The 13,623-nt window shown below is 75.2% G+C and carries 10 protein-coding genes and 1 pseudogene; 8 read left to right on the top strand and 3 right to left on the bottom strand.

Going from position 1 to position 13,623, the window contains the following annotated elements; all coding sequences use genetic code 11:
- The first annotated feature begins 120 nt into the window (after positions 1-120).
- The 8 genes from tsaD (at position 121) to QJR14_08515 (ending at position 9,226) form a co-directional block, all read left to right on the top strand.
- The gene (gene tsaD, locus QJR14_08550; GenBank protein MDI3317647.1) at positions 121-1,245 is read left to right on the top strand and encodes a tRNA (adenosine(37)-N6)-threonylcarbamoyltransferase complex transferase subunit TsaD; all 1,125 of its coding nucleotides are present in this window, start codon (positions 121-123) and stop codon (positions 1,243-1,245) included.
- Between the two features lie 65 nt (positions 1,246-1,310).
- Positions 1,311-1,826, top strand: coding sequence for an acyltransferase (locus tag QJR14_08545; GenBank protein ID MDI3317646.1), 516 nt, complete (start codon positions 1,311-1,313; stop codon positions 1,824-1,826).
- A gap of 238 nt (positions 1,827-2,064) precedes the next feature.
- Positions 2,065-3,480: a UDP-N-acetylmuramate--L-alanine ligase gene (gene murC, locus QJR14_08540; protein ID MDI3317645.1), complete on the top strand. Its 1,416-nt coding sequence runs from the start codon at positions 2,065-2,067 to the stop codon at positions 3,478-3,480.
- Between the two features lie 110 nt (positions 3,481-3,590).
- Positions 3,591-5,060 carry an IMP dehydrogenase gene (gene guaB / locus QJR14_08535; GenBank protein MDI3317644.1) on the top strand — a complete coding sequence of 490 codons (1,470 nt, stop codon included), beginning with the start codon at positions 3,591-3,593 and terminating at the stop codon, positions 5,058-5,060.
- A 203-nt stretch (positions 5,061-5,263) separates the two neighbouring features.
- Complete coding sequence (locus QJR14_08530; protein ID MDI3317643.1) at positions 5,264-6,226, top strand: GNAT family N-acetyltransferase; 963 nt, start codon at positions 5,264-5,266, stop codon at positions 6,224-6,226.
- Complete coding sequence (locus QJR14_08525) at positions 6,223-7,101, top strand: DUF1028 domain-containing protein (GenBank protein ID MDI3317642.1); 879 nt, start codon at positions 6,223-6,225, stop codon at positions 7,099-7,101. Before QJR14_08530 ends, QJR14_08525 begins: the two co-directional genes overlap by 4 nt.
- Before the next feature lie 79 nt (positions 7,102-7,180).
- Complete coding sequence (locus tag QJR14_08520) at positions 7,181-8,365, top strand: acetyl-CoA C-acetyltransferase (protein MDI3317641.1); 1,185 nt, start codon at positions 7,181-7,183, stop codon at positions 8,363-8,365.
- 75 nt (positions 8,366-8,440) lie between these two features.
- Positions 8,441-9,226: an amidohydrolase family protein gene (locus tag QJR14_08515; protein MDI3317640.1), complete on the top strand. Its 786-nt coding sequence runs from the start codon at positions 8,441-8,443 to the stop codon at positions 9,224-9,226.
- A gap of 260 nt (positions 9,227-9,486) precedes the next feature.
- On the opposite strand, the pseudogene QJR14_08510 reads toward QJR14_08515, so the two are convergent.
- The 3 genes and pseudogenes from QJR14_08510 to purB all read right to left on the bottom strand — a co-directional run bounded on the left by QJR14_08510 (position 9,487) and on the right by purB (position 13,519).
- Positions 9,487-11,436, bottom strand: a pseudogene (locus QJR14_08510) (UvrD-helicase domain-containing protein).
- A gap of 100 nt (positions 11,437-11,536) precedes the next feature.
- Positions 11,537-12,082 carry a hypothetical protein gene (locus QJR14_08505; protein MDI3317639.1) on the bottom strand — a complete coding sequence of 182 codons (546 nt, stop codon included), beginning with the start codon at positions 12,080-12,082 and terminating at the stop codon, positions 11,537-11,539.
- Between the two features lie 135 nt (positions 12,083-12,217).
- On the bottom strand, positions 12,218-13,519 hold the full coding sequence (purB, locus tag QJR14_08500; GenBank protein ID MDI3317638.1) for an adenylosuccinate lyase: 1,302 nt from the start codon (positions 13,517-13,519) through the stop codon (positions 12,218-12,220).
- Between the last annotated feature and the right edge of the window lie 104 nt (positions 13,520-13,623).

Genomic DNA, 13,623 nt, shown 5'->3' with positions numbered 1-13,623 from the left:
GATCGAGATCGGCGGCAGGGTCGCCGCCCGTGGGGTGGCAGCAGGGGGCCCTGACCTGAGGGGATGGCATGATGGCAAAGCTGCCGTCATGGTAGCAGTTGAGGGAGGGGACCGCCGGCCATGGTATCCGGCCCGGCTCAAGCTCGACAGCATCGGCCCGACCAGATCCTGGTCCTCGGCATCGAGACCAGCTGCGACGAGACCGCGGCCGGGGTGGTGGCGGGCGGCCGCCGCATCCTCTCGAACGTGGTCGCCTCGCAGATCGAGATCCACCGCCCCTACGGCGGCGTCGTCCCGGAGGTCGCCTCGCGCCAGCACCTGGAGCATCTGATGCCGGTGGTGGAGCGGGCCATGGAAGAGGCCGGCGCCGCCTGGTCCGACCTGGACGCCGTCGCCGTCACCCGCGGGCCGGGCCTGGTCGGCGCGCTCCTGGTCGGCCTGAGCGGGGCGAAGGCGCTGGCCTGGGCGCACGACCTGCCGCTGGTGGGCGTCAACCACCTCACCGGCCACATCTACGCCAACTGGCTCTTCGACCCCGAGCCCGAGCTGCCCGCCGTCTGCCTGGTGGTCTCGGGCGGCCACTCGGACCTGGTCCTGGTCGAGGGGCACGACCGCCTGACCGTCCTCGGGCGGACCCGCGACGACGCCGCCGGCGAGGCCTTCGACAAGGTGGCGCGGCTCCTCGGCCTGCCCTACCCCGGCGGTCCGGAGATCGACCGCCTGGCCGGGCGCGGGAACCCGGCCGCCATCCCCTTCCCGCGCTCGCGACCCGACCCGGACGGCTTCGACTTCTCCTTCAGCGGGCTGAAGACCGCGGTGGCGGTGGAGCTGGAGCGCGCGCGGGCGAGCGGGAGGGAGCCCGATCCCGCCGACGTGGCCGCTTCCTTCCAGGAAGCGGTGGTGGACGTCCTCGTCGACCGCCTGCTGGAGGCGGCCGGGCGGTTCGGCGTCCGCCACGTCTGGCTGGCCGGCGGGGTCGCCGCCAACTCCGCCCTGCGCGCGCGCCTCGGCGAGCGCGCCGCGGCCCGCGGCCTCTCGGTCCGCATCCCCCCCATGAAGCTCTGCACCGACAACGGCGCCATGATCGCCGCCGCCGGCACCTTCGCCTTCGCCGCCGGGCGGCGCGACCCGCTCGACCTGGACGCCGAGCCGGAGTGGGCGATCGCGGCGCCGGCGGCGGCGGAGACGGAGACGGAGGCGGAGACGCCGCCCCCGGCCGGGCGGCCACCCGTCCGGGCGAACTAGACCCCCGGGGCAGCCCGCCGCCCCGCCGCCGCGTCGCATATCGCATAATGACGGCGATGAGCGCCATGCGACGGCTGGAGCGACACCCCGTCCGGACCGGGCGGAACGCCATGTGGGAGTGGCCCAGGCTGGCCGGCTTCGGCCGCGCCGTCTGGAACACCGCGATCATCACCCTGGGCCGCTGGATCCCGTGGATGGGGCTGAAGAACGCGCTCTACCGGCGCGCGCTCGGCTGCCGCATCGAGAAGGATGTGGCCATCGCCTTCGGCGTCACCCTCGACCTCTTCTTCCCCCAACGGATCCGCATCGGTGCGAATTCCCTGATCGGGTACAACACCACCATCCTCTGCCACGAGTTCCTCGTGGACGAGATCCGGCTGGGCGACGTCGAGATCGGCCGGAACGTCATGATCGGCGCCAACTGCACCATCCTCCCCGGCGTCCGCATCGGGGACGGGGCGGTGGTGGGGGCCGGTTCGCTGGTCAACCGCGACGTCCCGCCGGGGGAGCGGTGGGGGGGCGTGCCGGCCAGGCCGCTGGGGCCGGCGGGCGGAACGGGGAGGCCGGGGGCGCGGTCCTAGTCCGCGAAGGGGCCGCGAAGGGGCCGCGAGGGGTCGCGAAGGGGTATGGGCGTTCCGGAGGGGCGCCAGACTAGTCCATGTCCGGGGTGGCATGGAATTCCAAGCGGGAGCCGACGGCGCGGCGACGCGTCAGGCTTCCTGGCGAAAGCGCGTGAAACCTGGTGACACGGCGCCGGTACGGGCCATAGGCTGGGCGTGCCGGCGCCGGTCGGGCGGGAGGGATCCCCGGACGGGGGAGATGGTGACGTTGAAACGGTTCCACTTCCTGGGCGTGGGCGGCTACGGGATGAGCGCGCTGGCCGAGGTGCTCCTCGCCCGGGGCTTCGAGATCTCGGGATGCGACGTGAAGCCGAACGCGAAGACCGAACGCCTGGTCGCCAAGGGGATGCCCTTCGAGGCGCGGCACGACCCCGCCCACCTGGAGGGCGTCTCGGCGCTGGTCTACACCACCGACGTGCCGCCGGAGAACCCGGAGCTGCTGGCGGCGCGGCAGCGGCAGATCCCCGTCCTCCACCGGAGCGAGCTTCTGGCCTGGCTGCTTCACGAGCGACGGGGGATCGCCGTCACAGGAAGCCACGGCAAGACCACGACCACCTCCATGATCGGCCTCATCCTGGAGCGGGCGGGGCTCGACCCGACGCTGCTCGTCGGCGGCGAGCCCAGCTACCTGGGCACCTGCGGCAAGGAAGGGTCGGGGCCGTACTGCGTCGCCGAGGCGTGCGAGAGCGACGCCTCGTTTCTCCGGTATCATCCTCAGATCGCGGTGGTCACCAACGTCGAGCCGGAGCACCTGGACCACTACGGGAACGACTTCCGCCGGCTGGTGGAGGCCTTCGGGCGCTTCCTGCGCAACGTGCCGGCGGACGGGGCGGCGGTGGTCAACGCCGACGACCCCTCGCTGATGGCCGAGGTGCGGGCGCGGGCGGAGGACGGGCGGGGGCGGGGGCTCGCCTGCCGCCTGATCACCTACGGCCTGGAGGCGCCCGCGGCGGAGTGGAGCGCCCGCGACCTGGAGCTCGACGCCGAGGGGACGCGCTTCACCGCGCTCCGCGGCGGGCGGCCCGTGGCCGAGGTGGAGCTCCGCGTCCCCGGCCGGCACAACGTGGCCAACGCGCTGGCGGCCATGGCGGCGGCGGAGGCGGCGGGCGTCGACCCGCACCTCGCCGCCCGGGTGCTGGGCGAGTACGCCGGGGCCCACCGCCGCTTCGAGGTGCTGGGGGTCAGCGACGGGGTGACCGTGGTGGACGACTACGCCCACCACCCCACCGAGATCCGCGCCACCCTCCGCGCCGCGCGCCAGCGGGCGCGGGGCCGGGTGGTGGCCGCCTTCCAGCCGCAGCGCTACGTGCGGACGCAGCTCCTCCTGGAGGAGTTCTCCACCGCCTTCCAGGACGCCGACGAGGTGGTGCTGGCCGACATCTACTCGCCGCCGGGCGAGAAGGCGATCCCCGGCATCAGCTCCGAGGTGCTGGCGGACCGGATCGCCGAGCGGACGGGGCGGCGACCGCGGGTGGTCCACGACCGCCAGGCGATGGTGGAGGTGCTCCGCGAGAGCGCCCGGGCCGGCGACCTGGTGATCACCATGGGCGCCGGCGACATCGACCAGGTGGGCCACGCCCTGGTCCGGGAGCTGGCCCGTCTCCACGCTTCCTGAGGTGTTGGCCCGCCTCCGCGCCGCGTGATATGCTGGGCCAACAAATTCGGGGGCGGCGGAATTCGTAGGCGCCGCCCCCGGCCCACGGAGGGAGCCTTCTCTTGCTCGAGGTGACAGACCGTCTGCTGGGGACGGCGCTCACGTTCGACGACGTGCTGCTCGTCCCGCAGGAGTCGCACGTCCTTCCCCGCCAGGCCGACACCCGCACCCGCCTCACCCGCGAGCTCCACCTCAACATCCCCCTGATCAGCGCCGCCATGGACACGGTCACCGAGAGCCGTCTCGCCATCGCCATCGCCCGCGAGGGCGGGATCGGCGTCATCCACAAGAACATGCCCGCGGAGCGCCAGGCGGCCGAGGTGGACAAGGTGAAGCGGAGCGAGTTCGGCGTCATCACCGACCCGTTCTTCCTCTCGCCCGACCACCTGGTGGAGGACGCGGTGACGCTGATGGAGCGCTACCACATCTCCGGCGTCCCCGTGGTCGAGGAGGGCAGCGGCCGCCTGGTCGGCATCCTGACCAACCGCGACATCCGCTTCGAGACCAACTACCGGCGCCCGATCCGCGAGGTGATGACCTCCGAGGGACTGGTCACCGCCCCCGTCGGCACCACGCTGGAGGAAGCCAAGGAGATCCTGGCCGCCCACCGCATCGAGAAGCTGCCCCTGGTCGACGCCGACTTCCACCTGCGCGGGCTGATCACCATCAAGGACATCGAGAAGGCGCGCCGCTACCCCTCCGCCGCCAAGGACGCCAAGGGCCGCCTGCTGGTGGCGGCGGCGGTGGGCACGGGGGCCGGCGACGTGGAGCGGGCCGAGGCGCTGGTCCGGGCCGGCGCCGACGCGCTGGTCGTCGACTCCGCCCACGGCCACTCCGAGGGCGTGATCCGCTTCACGCGCCAGCTGAAGCAGCACTTCCCCGACGTCCAGGTGATCGCCGGCAACGTGGCCACCGCCGAGGGCGCGCGGGCGCTGATCGAGGCGGGCGCCGACGCGGTCAAGGTGGGGATCGGCCCGGGCTCCATCTGCACCACCCGCGTCGTCGCCGGCGTGGGCGTCCCGCAGCTGACCGCCATCCTGGAGTGCGCCGCCGAGGCCTCCCGCTACGATGTGCCGGTGATCGCCGACGGCGGGATCAAGTACTCGGGCGACATCGTCAAGGCCATCGCCGCCGGCGCCCACACGGTGATGATCGGCAGCCTCTTCGCCGGCACCGAGGAGAGCCCCGGCGAGACCGAGATCTACCAGGGCCGCGCCTACAAGGTCTACCGGGGCATGGGCTCGCTCGGCGCCATGCGCCAGGGCTCCAGCGACCGCTACTTCCAGGAGGGCAACGGCAAGCTGGTCCCCGAGGGGGTGGAGGGGCGCGTCCCCTACCGGGGCTCGCTCTCGGACATGGTCTACCAGCTGGTGGGCGGGCTCCGCTCGGGCATGGGCTACGTGGGCGCGCCGGACATCGAGACGCTGCGGACGCGGACCCGCTTCATCCGCATCACCAACGCCGGGCTGCGCGAGTCCCACCCGCACGACGTCCAGATCACCAAGGAGCCGCCCAACTACACGGTCGAGCGGGAGCGGTAGGACGGCGGCGAGAGCCGGAGTGGGAGCGGGAACCGGAACGGGCGTGGCCGCCGCGGCGGGAAGCCGCTGCGGCGGCGCCGGGCGAACCGCGCGGGCGGCGGGCGCTGCTGGACTGCGGGAGCGCTGCGGGACCTCGCTCGAGGGTATATCCCGGAGCCTATGTCACGCAGGGAGCGCCCGCCGGCGGGCCGAAAACTCCTTCCATGACCCGCGACGCTTCGACGCCCCGCTTCCGCGCGGCGCGCCCGGAGGATCGTGCCGCCATCCTGGCCCTGCCGACCCGCTTCGAGGGGGACTACGTTCCGTACTTCCTGGACGAGTGGCTGGCCGAGCGGCCGGTCCGCCTCTGGGTGGCGGAGGTGGAGGGCCGGGTGGCCGGCTTCGCCCATCTCACGTGGACCGCGCCCGGGGAGGCCTGGCTCCACGCCATGCGCATCGGCGTCGCCCACGAGGGGCGCGGCCTGGGGACCGCCTTCACCCGCTGGCAGCTGGAGCAGGCCAGGGCCGCCGGTGCCCGGGTGGTCCGGCTGATCACCGAAGAGGCGAACGCCGCCGTCCACCGCATCATGGAGCGGCTGGGCGTGCCGCTCCTGGCCCGCTGGCGGATCGCCGACCGGATGCCCGTCGACGCGCTCCTGGCCGCGCTGGGCCCGGGGCCCGAGGAAGCCCGGCCGGTCCCGCCGGGCGATGCGCGGGAGCTCGCCGCGGACCGGCTCGCCGGGGCGCGGCCGGCGGGCGGCCGCCCAGCCCTCGTGGCCGTGGCGGGCTCGCCCTGGGAGCTCCGCTCCCTCGACGCGGGCGTGCTCGCCGAGGCGGCGTCGAGGCGACAGCTCTTCCTGGCCGGCGAGGGCGCCGGGCGGGCGGTGGCGCTCCTCGGCGAGGGCGAAGAGGCGGCGCCTCCCGCGGGCGGGGTGCGCCCCGCGCGGGAGCCCTTCCTGCGCTGGCTGGCCGGCGGGGAGGCAGGCCGGCGCCGTCTCCTCCGCGCCCTTCTGCGCGGCTTCCGCGCGCAGGGCGTGGAGCGGTGGTCGGTGAGCCTGCCGGAGGAGGAGCGGACCGGCTGGCTCGAGGAGCTGCTGCCGGCTTGGCAGCCGTACGCTCCGCACGACCAGGCCCGCTGGATCCGGCTGCGGGTCTACGGCTGTGAACGACGGGAGGCGAGCGCATGACCTTCTCCATCGTCGCCCACGACCCGGCCTCGGGCAGCTGGGGCGTGGCGGTCCAGAGCAGGTTCCTCGCCGTCGGCGCGCTGGTCCCCTGGGCCCGCGCCGGCGTCGGCGCCATCGCCACCCAGGCCTGGTGCAACACCAGCTACGGCCCGCGCGGCCTCGAGCTCCTCCGCCAGGGGCGCTCGGCGCGGGAGGTGGTGGAGGAGCTGACCGCCTCCGACGAGGGGCGGAGCCAGCGCCAGCTGGCGGTGGTCGACGCCCGGGGCGAGGCGTACGCCTGGACCGGCGCCGCCTGCCCCGACTGGGCGGGCCACCGGACCGGGCCGGGCTTCAGCTGCCAGGGGAACATCCTCGCCGGCCCGCGGGTGGTGGAGGCCATGGCGGAGGCCTTTGCCGGCGCCGGGGGCGAGCTGGCCGACCGGCTCCTGGCGGCGCTCCGCGCCGGCCAGGCGGCGGGCGGCGACCGGCGCGGGCAGCAGTCGGCGGCGCTGCTGGTGGTCCGCGAGCGGGGCGGCTACGGCGGCTTCGACGACCGCGCCCTGGACCTCCGGGTCGACGATCATCCCCGGCCGATCGAGGAGCTGGCGCGCCTCCTCGACCTGCACCGGCTCTACTTCGGCCGGAGCCGCGAGGTCCTTCCCATCGAGGGCGAGACGGCGCGCCGGCTGCTGGCGGTGCTGGAGGCGGCGGGGATGGGCGCCCGGCCGGGGGCCGGCCCCGCGGCCGGGGGCGGGGAGGCCTGGAGCGAGGCGGCCGAGCGGGCGCTCCGGGAGCTCTACGGCATCGAGAACTTCGAGGAGCGGGATCCGGGTCCGGGGAGGGTCGACGCCGAGGTGCTCGACTTCCTGGTGAGGAAGTACGCCCCGGCGACGTGACCGGCCGCCCGGGCCGCACGCCGGGAGGCCGGGTGGCCGGGGCGGGCCCGGCGCCGACGGAGAGCGGGAGGTGGGAGCGGTGGCCGAGACGGTGATCCTGAGCGGCGCGCGGACGCCCTTCGGTCGCTTCGGCGGGGCGCTGCGCGACGTGCCGGCCGTGGAGCTGGGGGCGGTCGCCATCCGCGGGGCGCTGGAACGGGGCGGCGCCCGCGGCGAGCAGGTCGACTACGTCTTCATGGGCATGGTGCTGCAGGCCGGCGCGGGGCAGATCCCCTCGCGCCAGGCGGCCTGGAGGGCGGGCATCCCCTGGGAGGTCCCCTCCGACACCGTCAACAAGGTCTGCGCCTCGGGGCTCCGCGCGGCCAACCTGGCCGACGCGCTGATCCGCCTGGGCGAGGCCTCGCTGGTGGTGGCGGGGGGCATGGAGAGCATGTCCGGGGCGCCCTTCCTGGTGCAGGGGGCGCGCTGGGGACTGCGCATGGGCGACGGGCAGCTGGTGGACGTGGCGGTTCACGACGGTCTCACCTGCCCCTTCGGCGGCGTGCACATGGGCGTCTACGGCAGCGAGGTGGCCGCCGAGTTCGGCGTCGGCCGCGAGGAGCAGGACGCCTGGGCCTACCGTTCGCACGTGCGCGCGCTGGCCGCCATCGACGACGGTCGCATGGGCGAGGAGGTCGTCCCCGTCACCGTCCCCCAGAGGAAGGGGGACCCCCTCCGGGTGACCACCGACGAGGGGCCGCGGCGGGACACCAGCCTCGAGGCGCTGGCGCGGCTGAAGCCCGCCTTCCAGCCGGACGGGACGGTGACGGCGGGGAACGCGCCGGGACTGAACGACGGGGCGGCCGCCCTGCTCCTGGCCAGCCGCGAGCGGGCGGAGGAGCTGGGAGTCCGGCCGCTGGCCACGGTGGTCAGCCAGGGACAGGTCTCCGCCGAGCCGCGCTACCTGCACACCGTCCCCTGGCTGGCCGCGAAGAAGGCGCTGGAGAAGGCGGGGGTCCGCCCGGAGGAAGTGGCGCTCTGGGAGATCAACGAGGCCTTCGCCGCCGTCACCCTGGTCAGCATGAAGCTGGGCGGCCTCGACCCGGAGCGGGTCAACGTCGACGGCGGCGCGGTCGCCCTCGGCCATCCCGTCGGCGCCAGCGGCGCCCGCATCCTCCTCCATCTGGTCTACGAGCTCCGGCGCCGGGGCGGCGGCTATGGCGTCGCCGCCATCTGCTCGGGCGGGGGCCAGGGGGAGGCGACGCTGGTCCGGGTCGAGCCCTGAGGAGCGCGGGGGCCGCCCGCGGCCGCAGCGGTCCGTGCGGGACGCGGGTCGAGCCGAGCCGAGGAGGGGAGCACCGTGGCGCAGGCGATCGAGCGCATCTTCGTCGCAGGGGCCGGCCAGATGGGGAGCGGCATCGCCGCGGCGGAGTCCGGCGACCCGGCCTGGCGCGGCCTGGCGGCGCTCCCGCCGGAGCTCCTGGCCGAGCGCGCCGCCGAGGCGGCCCGGCTCGGGCTCCCGCCCGTGGTCCACGCCATCGGCGACGCCGCGGTCGACGCGGCCCTCGCCGCCTGGGAGGCGGTGGCCCCCCGCCTGGCCACGGCCCGGGGGAGGCCGCGCCCGCGCTTCCGGATCGTCCACGCCCAGGTGCTCCGCCCCGACCAGATGGCACGGATGGCGGCGCCCGGCCTCGTCCTCGACGTCCAGCCCGGTTTCGTCCTCACCGACTCGGCCTGGGCCGAGGCGCGCCTGGGCGCGAAGCGGGCGCGGACGTCCTACGCCTGGCGCAGCCTCCTCGCCGCCGGCGCCCGCCTGGCGGGAGGCTCGGACGCTCCCGTGGAAAGCCTCCGCCCGCTGAGCGGGATCGACGCCGCCATCCGGCGCCCCCGTTCCGGCCCGGCCTCCCCGGCGCGAGAGGACCCCTGGTTCCCGGCGGAGCGGCTGAGCCCGGCCCAGGCCTTCGCCCTCTACACCGAAGGCGGTGCCTGGGCGGCGGGCCTGGAGGACCGCTTCGGCCGCATCGAGCCGGGCCGCGCGGCCGACATGACCATCTTGGCTTTCGATCCGCTTCGCGACCCCATCCCGCGGCAGGGGGGTGTGCTGGGAACCGTGGTCGCCGGGCTGCCGCGGCCGCCCGCGCCATGACCGGTCCGGGCCTTGGGCGGACAGCCCGCGGGCGCGGGTGCCGCGGCCGGGGCGGGCGAGGCGGCCGGACCGAGGCCGTCCCGCCTGCCGAGCCCGTACCGGCCGTCGCCGCGCCCGCCCACGGGCTCCCGTTCGGCGCCGCGCTCGCTCCAGCCGCTCTCCACCAGCCCGGGGCCCATGGCCTCGCCGAGGAAGCGGCTCGGCGTCCCGTCGGAGCTGGAGCCGAAGATGGTGCGGTGCCAGGCGTGGACCAGGTAGAGCTTCTCGCGCGCGCGCGTCATGCCCACGTAGCAGAGGCGCCGCTCCTCCTCCAGGCGGTCGGGCTCCTCCACCGAACGGCTGTGCGGGAAGAGCCCCTCCTCCATCCCGATCAGCCAGACCACCCGGAACTCCAGCCCCTTGGCGCTGTGGAGCGTCATCAGCGTCATCTGCTCGCCGCCGCTCTCGGCCACGTCCACCTCGCTGAGGAGCGCGATCTCGTTGAGGAAGGCGCCGAGCCGCGCCAGCCCCTCCGCCTCCGGCGCCGCTCCCTCGCCGGGGACGGCGCCCGGCGCGCGCGCGGCCAGGCCCCGCGCCGCCAGGTCGTACTCCCGCGCCACGGTCAGGAACTCGTCCAGGTTCTCGCGCCGGGTGGCCGCCTCGATGGAGTCGTCCTCCTCCAGCGCCTGGCGGTAGCCCGTCCGCTCCAGCACCTCCTGGCAGGTCTCGAAGAGGCTGAGCTCGCGGGCGCGCTGCCGGAGCTCGTCCATCAGGCCGGCGAAGGCGGCCACGCGCCGGCGTGCCGCCGGGCCCAGCTCCTCCAGGCGGGCGGGGTCGTGGAGCGCCTGCTCCAGGCCGATGCCCTCCGAGAGGCCCAGGATCCGCTCCACCGTCTGCGCGCCGATGCCGCGGCGCGGCACGTTGACGATGCGCTGGAAGGCCGCCCGGTCCTCGGGGTTGGCGATCAACCTCAGGTAGGCCAGGAGGTCGCGGATCTCCTTCCGCTCGTAGAAGCGGAGGCCGCCCACCACCGCGTAGGGGATGCCGGCGGCGAGGAGCGCTTCCTCCACCGGGCGCGACTGGGCGTGGGTCCTGTAAAGGACGGCCATCTCGCCCCACGGGACCGGCTCGGCCGGCCCGCCCTCGGAGGCCAGCCCCTCGCGGTGGAGCCGGCGCGCCTCGCGGACGACGAAGTCGGCCTCGTCCCCCTCATCCAGCGCGTGATGGAGCGTCACCGGCGCGCCGCCCGGCGTCCGCGTCCAGAGCTCCTTCGGCATCCGCTGCCGGTTGTGGGCGATCACCCGCGTGGCCGCGTCCAGGATGGGCTGGGTCGAGCGGTAGTTCTGCTCGAGCTTGATCACCCTGGCCTGGGGGAAGTCTTCCTCGAACTGGAGGATGTTGCGGATGTCGGCGCCGCGCCAGCCGTAGATCGACTGGTCGGAGTCGCCCACCACCAGCAGGTGGCCGCGGTCGCGGGTGAGCGCGCGGACGATCCGGTACTGCGCGCGGTTGGTGTCCTGGTACTCGTCCACCAGGATCTCCAGGAAGCGCTCGGCGTACCGCCGCCGCACCTCCTCGTCGCCCTCCAGGAGGCGGACCGTCCGGACCAGGAGGTCGTCGAAGTCGAGCGCGCCGTCCTGCTCCAGCGCCTGCTGGTACTGGCGGTAGACCTCCGCCACCTGCTGCTCGTAGAAGCTCTCCGCCTGCCGGGCCATCTCCTCCGGCCCGATCAGCTCGTTCTTCGCCCGGCTGATGGCCGAGCGGACACCCGCCGGCGTCCAGCGCCGCTCCGACAGGTCCAGGCGGCGGAGGATCTGGCGGACCACCGTCCGCTGGTCGTCCTCGTCCAGGATGGTGAAGGAAGGCGAGAGCCCGGCCCGGTCCGCCTCCCGGCGGAGGATCCGCGCGCAGACCGCATGGAAGGTGCCCACCCAGAGCTCCCGCGCCTCTTCGCCCAGGAGCGCCTCCAGGCGCTCCTGCATCTCCCGCGCCGCCTTGTTGGTGAAGGTGATGGCCAGGATCCGCCAGGCCGGCACGCCTTCGGCACGGACCAGCCAGGCCACGCGGCGGGTGAGGACGCGCGTCTTGCCGCTCCCCGCCCCCGCCAGGATGAGAAGCGGTCCCCCGTGGTGGGTGACCGCTTCCTGCTGCTGCGGGTTGAGATCGGCCAGCAGCTCCTTCCCCGGTTCGGCACGCCCCCGGGCCGTCGTCGCCTCGTTCAGTCCACTCACCGCCTCCGGGGAGTTCGTCCCCGGAGAGACCGGTTTCGTCGGGCGTCGCGCCCTCCCCTGCGAGGCAGCGAGGAAGCGAGGAGGCTCGCCGCGACCCCGGTCAGCCTCCGCCTCCTCCTCCCCCGCCGGCTCCTCCCCCGCCGCCCGAGGCGCCGCCGCCACCGCCCGAGGCGCCGCCGCTGCTCAGCATCTGCATCAGCGAGCTCTTCACCTGCTGCTGGAGCTGGCTCTGCACCCGCGGCGACTGCAGGATGCCGGTCAACGCCTGCTCCAGCGCCGCCTGCCCGGCCGGGCTCCGGAGGGCGCGGATCACCTCGCTCTCCAGCCTCTTCTGCATGGAGGGCGAGCCGAGCTCCTCGCGGACGACGGGCGCCACCGCCTGCGAGCGGACTTCCTGGCGGATCCACTGCGAGGCCTGGGGCGAGCCCATCTCCTCCCGGACGATGGTGCGGATCTCGGCGCGGCTGACGGCGCCCGAGGAGCCGGAAGTCCCGCCACCGCCCATACCGCCGCTCCCGCCCGCGCTGCAGGCGGCCGCCAGGAGGCCCATGGCGAGAAGAGCGACCACCCGCGCCCGTTCGCCGGCCCTGCGGCCCCCGGCGCCGGGCCCCCGCACGCCTTGCCGGGCGATGCCCACCCTCCGCACCAGACGAGAACCCCCGCCCGCTAGCATGCCAGCCCGGGGCGCCGCTCTATGCGGTCGCCCGGGCGGCGGGCCCCGGCAGGCGGTCGCGGGGAGGGCCAGGGAGGCGGGAGCAGGGCCGCCGCGCCCGCGCGGGGGCTACTCGGCCTCGATGCCCGCCCGGCGGAAGAGCTGGTCCACGTGGCCGAGCCCCGCCCGGGGATCGAAGAGCCGGTCGAGGCGGCTCGGGTCCAGCGCGGCGCGCACCTCCGCGTCCGCCTCCAGCTCCGCCCGGAAGCCGTCGCCCCGCTCCCAGGCGCGGAAGGCGGCTCGCTGGACGTGCTCGTAGGCGCGCTCGCGGCTCCAGCCGGCCTCCACCAGTGCCAGCAGCACCCGCTCCGAGGCGATCAGGCCGCCGCCCGCCTCCAGGTTCCGGCGCATCCGGCCGGGCTGGACCTCCCACCCTTCCACCAGCTGGCGGAGGAGGGTGAGCGCGTAGTCCAGCGCCTCGAAGAGGTCGGGCAGCACCACCCGCTCCACCGAGGAGTGGCTGATGTCCCGCTCGTGCCAGAGCGCCTGGTCCTCGAAGAGCGCCGCCGCCTCGTTCCGGACCAGGCGCGCCAGCCCCGTCAGCCGCTCCGCCTTCTCGGGGTTGCGCTTGTGCGGCATCGCCGACGACCCCTTCTGGCCGCCGCGGAAGGGTTCGAAGAGCTCGCCCAGCTCGCTCCGCTGCAGGTGGCGGATCTCCAGCGCGAAGCGCTCGACCCCTCCGGCCAGGGTGATCAGCGCCCCGGCCAGCGCAGCCAGCCGGTCGCGGGCGACCACCTGGGTGGCGACGGGCTCGGCGCGCAGCCCCAGCAGCGCCATCGCCCGCTCCTCCACCTCCGGCGGCAGGAAGCCGAAGACGCCCACCGCCCCCGACAGCTTCCCCACCGCCACCTCCTCGCGCGCCCGGCGGAGCCGCTCGCGGTGGCGGAGGAGCTCGGCGTGCCATCCGGCCAGCTTGACGCCGAAGGTGATGGGCTCGGCCAGCATGCCGTGGGTCCGCCCGGCCATCAGCGTCTCCCGGTGGCGCCGCGCCTCCGCCGCCACCGCCAGGCGGAGACGCTCCAGGTCCTCCAGAAGCAGGTCCACCGCGTCCCGGAGCGCCAGGCCGAGCGCCGTGTCCTTGACGTCGTTGGAGGTGAGGCCGTAGTGGAGCCACCGGCCCGCCTCCCCCAGGGAGCGGGCGAGCACGGTGGTGAAGGCGATCAGGTCGTGCTGGACCACCGCTTCCTCGCGCTGCACCGCCTCCGGGTCGACGGGGGGCGCGGCGGCGATGGCCCGGGCGGCCTCGGCCGGGATCACCCCCGCCTCGGCCGACGCCCGGGCGGCCGCCGCCTCCACCCGCTGCCAGCGCTCCAGGCGGGCCTTGTCGCTCCAGAGGACGCCCATCTCGGGCCGGATGTACCGCGGGTCCATGGTCGCACTCCTCCTCGCTGGTTCGTGTCGTGAAGGAGACCGGGCGCGGGAGGAAGAGGGAGCGCGATCGCCCGCCCCTCCCCCCTGCGGGCCGCGGAACCCTC

This window comes from Bacillota bacterium (assembly GCA_029961055.1).
In the GTDB taxonomy this organism is placed as follows: domain Bacteria; phylum Bacillota; class Sulfobacillia; order JAIMAT01; family JAIMAT01; genus JAIMAT01.
Note: the sequence above shows the minus strand (reverse complement) of the source record. Positions and strands in the feature narration are given on the sequence as shown.

Excerpts from the sequence above, each read along its gene's own strand:
- murC (MDI3317645.1), top strand. The coding sequence starts at position 2,065 with ATGGTGACGTTGAAACGGTTCCACTTCCTGGGCGTGGGCGGCTACGGG.
- purB (MDI3317638.1), bottom strand. The coding sequence starts at position 13,519 with ATGGACCCGCGGTACATCCGGCCCGAGATGGGCGTCCTCTGGAGCGAC.
- QJR14_08530 (MDI3317643.1), top strand. The coding sequence starts at position 5,264 with ATGACCCGCGACGCTTCGACGCCCCGCTTCCGCGCGGCGCGCCCGGAG.
- QJR14_08525 (MDI3317642.1), top strand. The coding sequence starts at position 6,223 with ATGACCTTCTCCATCGTCGCCCACGACCCGGCCTCGGGCAGCTGGGGC.
- QJR14_08545 (MDI3317646.1), top strand. The coding sequence starts at position 1,311 with ATGCGACGGCTGGAGCGACACCCCGTCCGGACCGGGCGGAACGCCATG.
- tsaD (MDI3317647.1), top strand. The coding sequence starts at position 121 with ATGGTATCCGGCCCGGCTCAAGCTCGACAGCATCGGCCCGACCAGATC.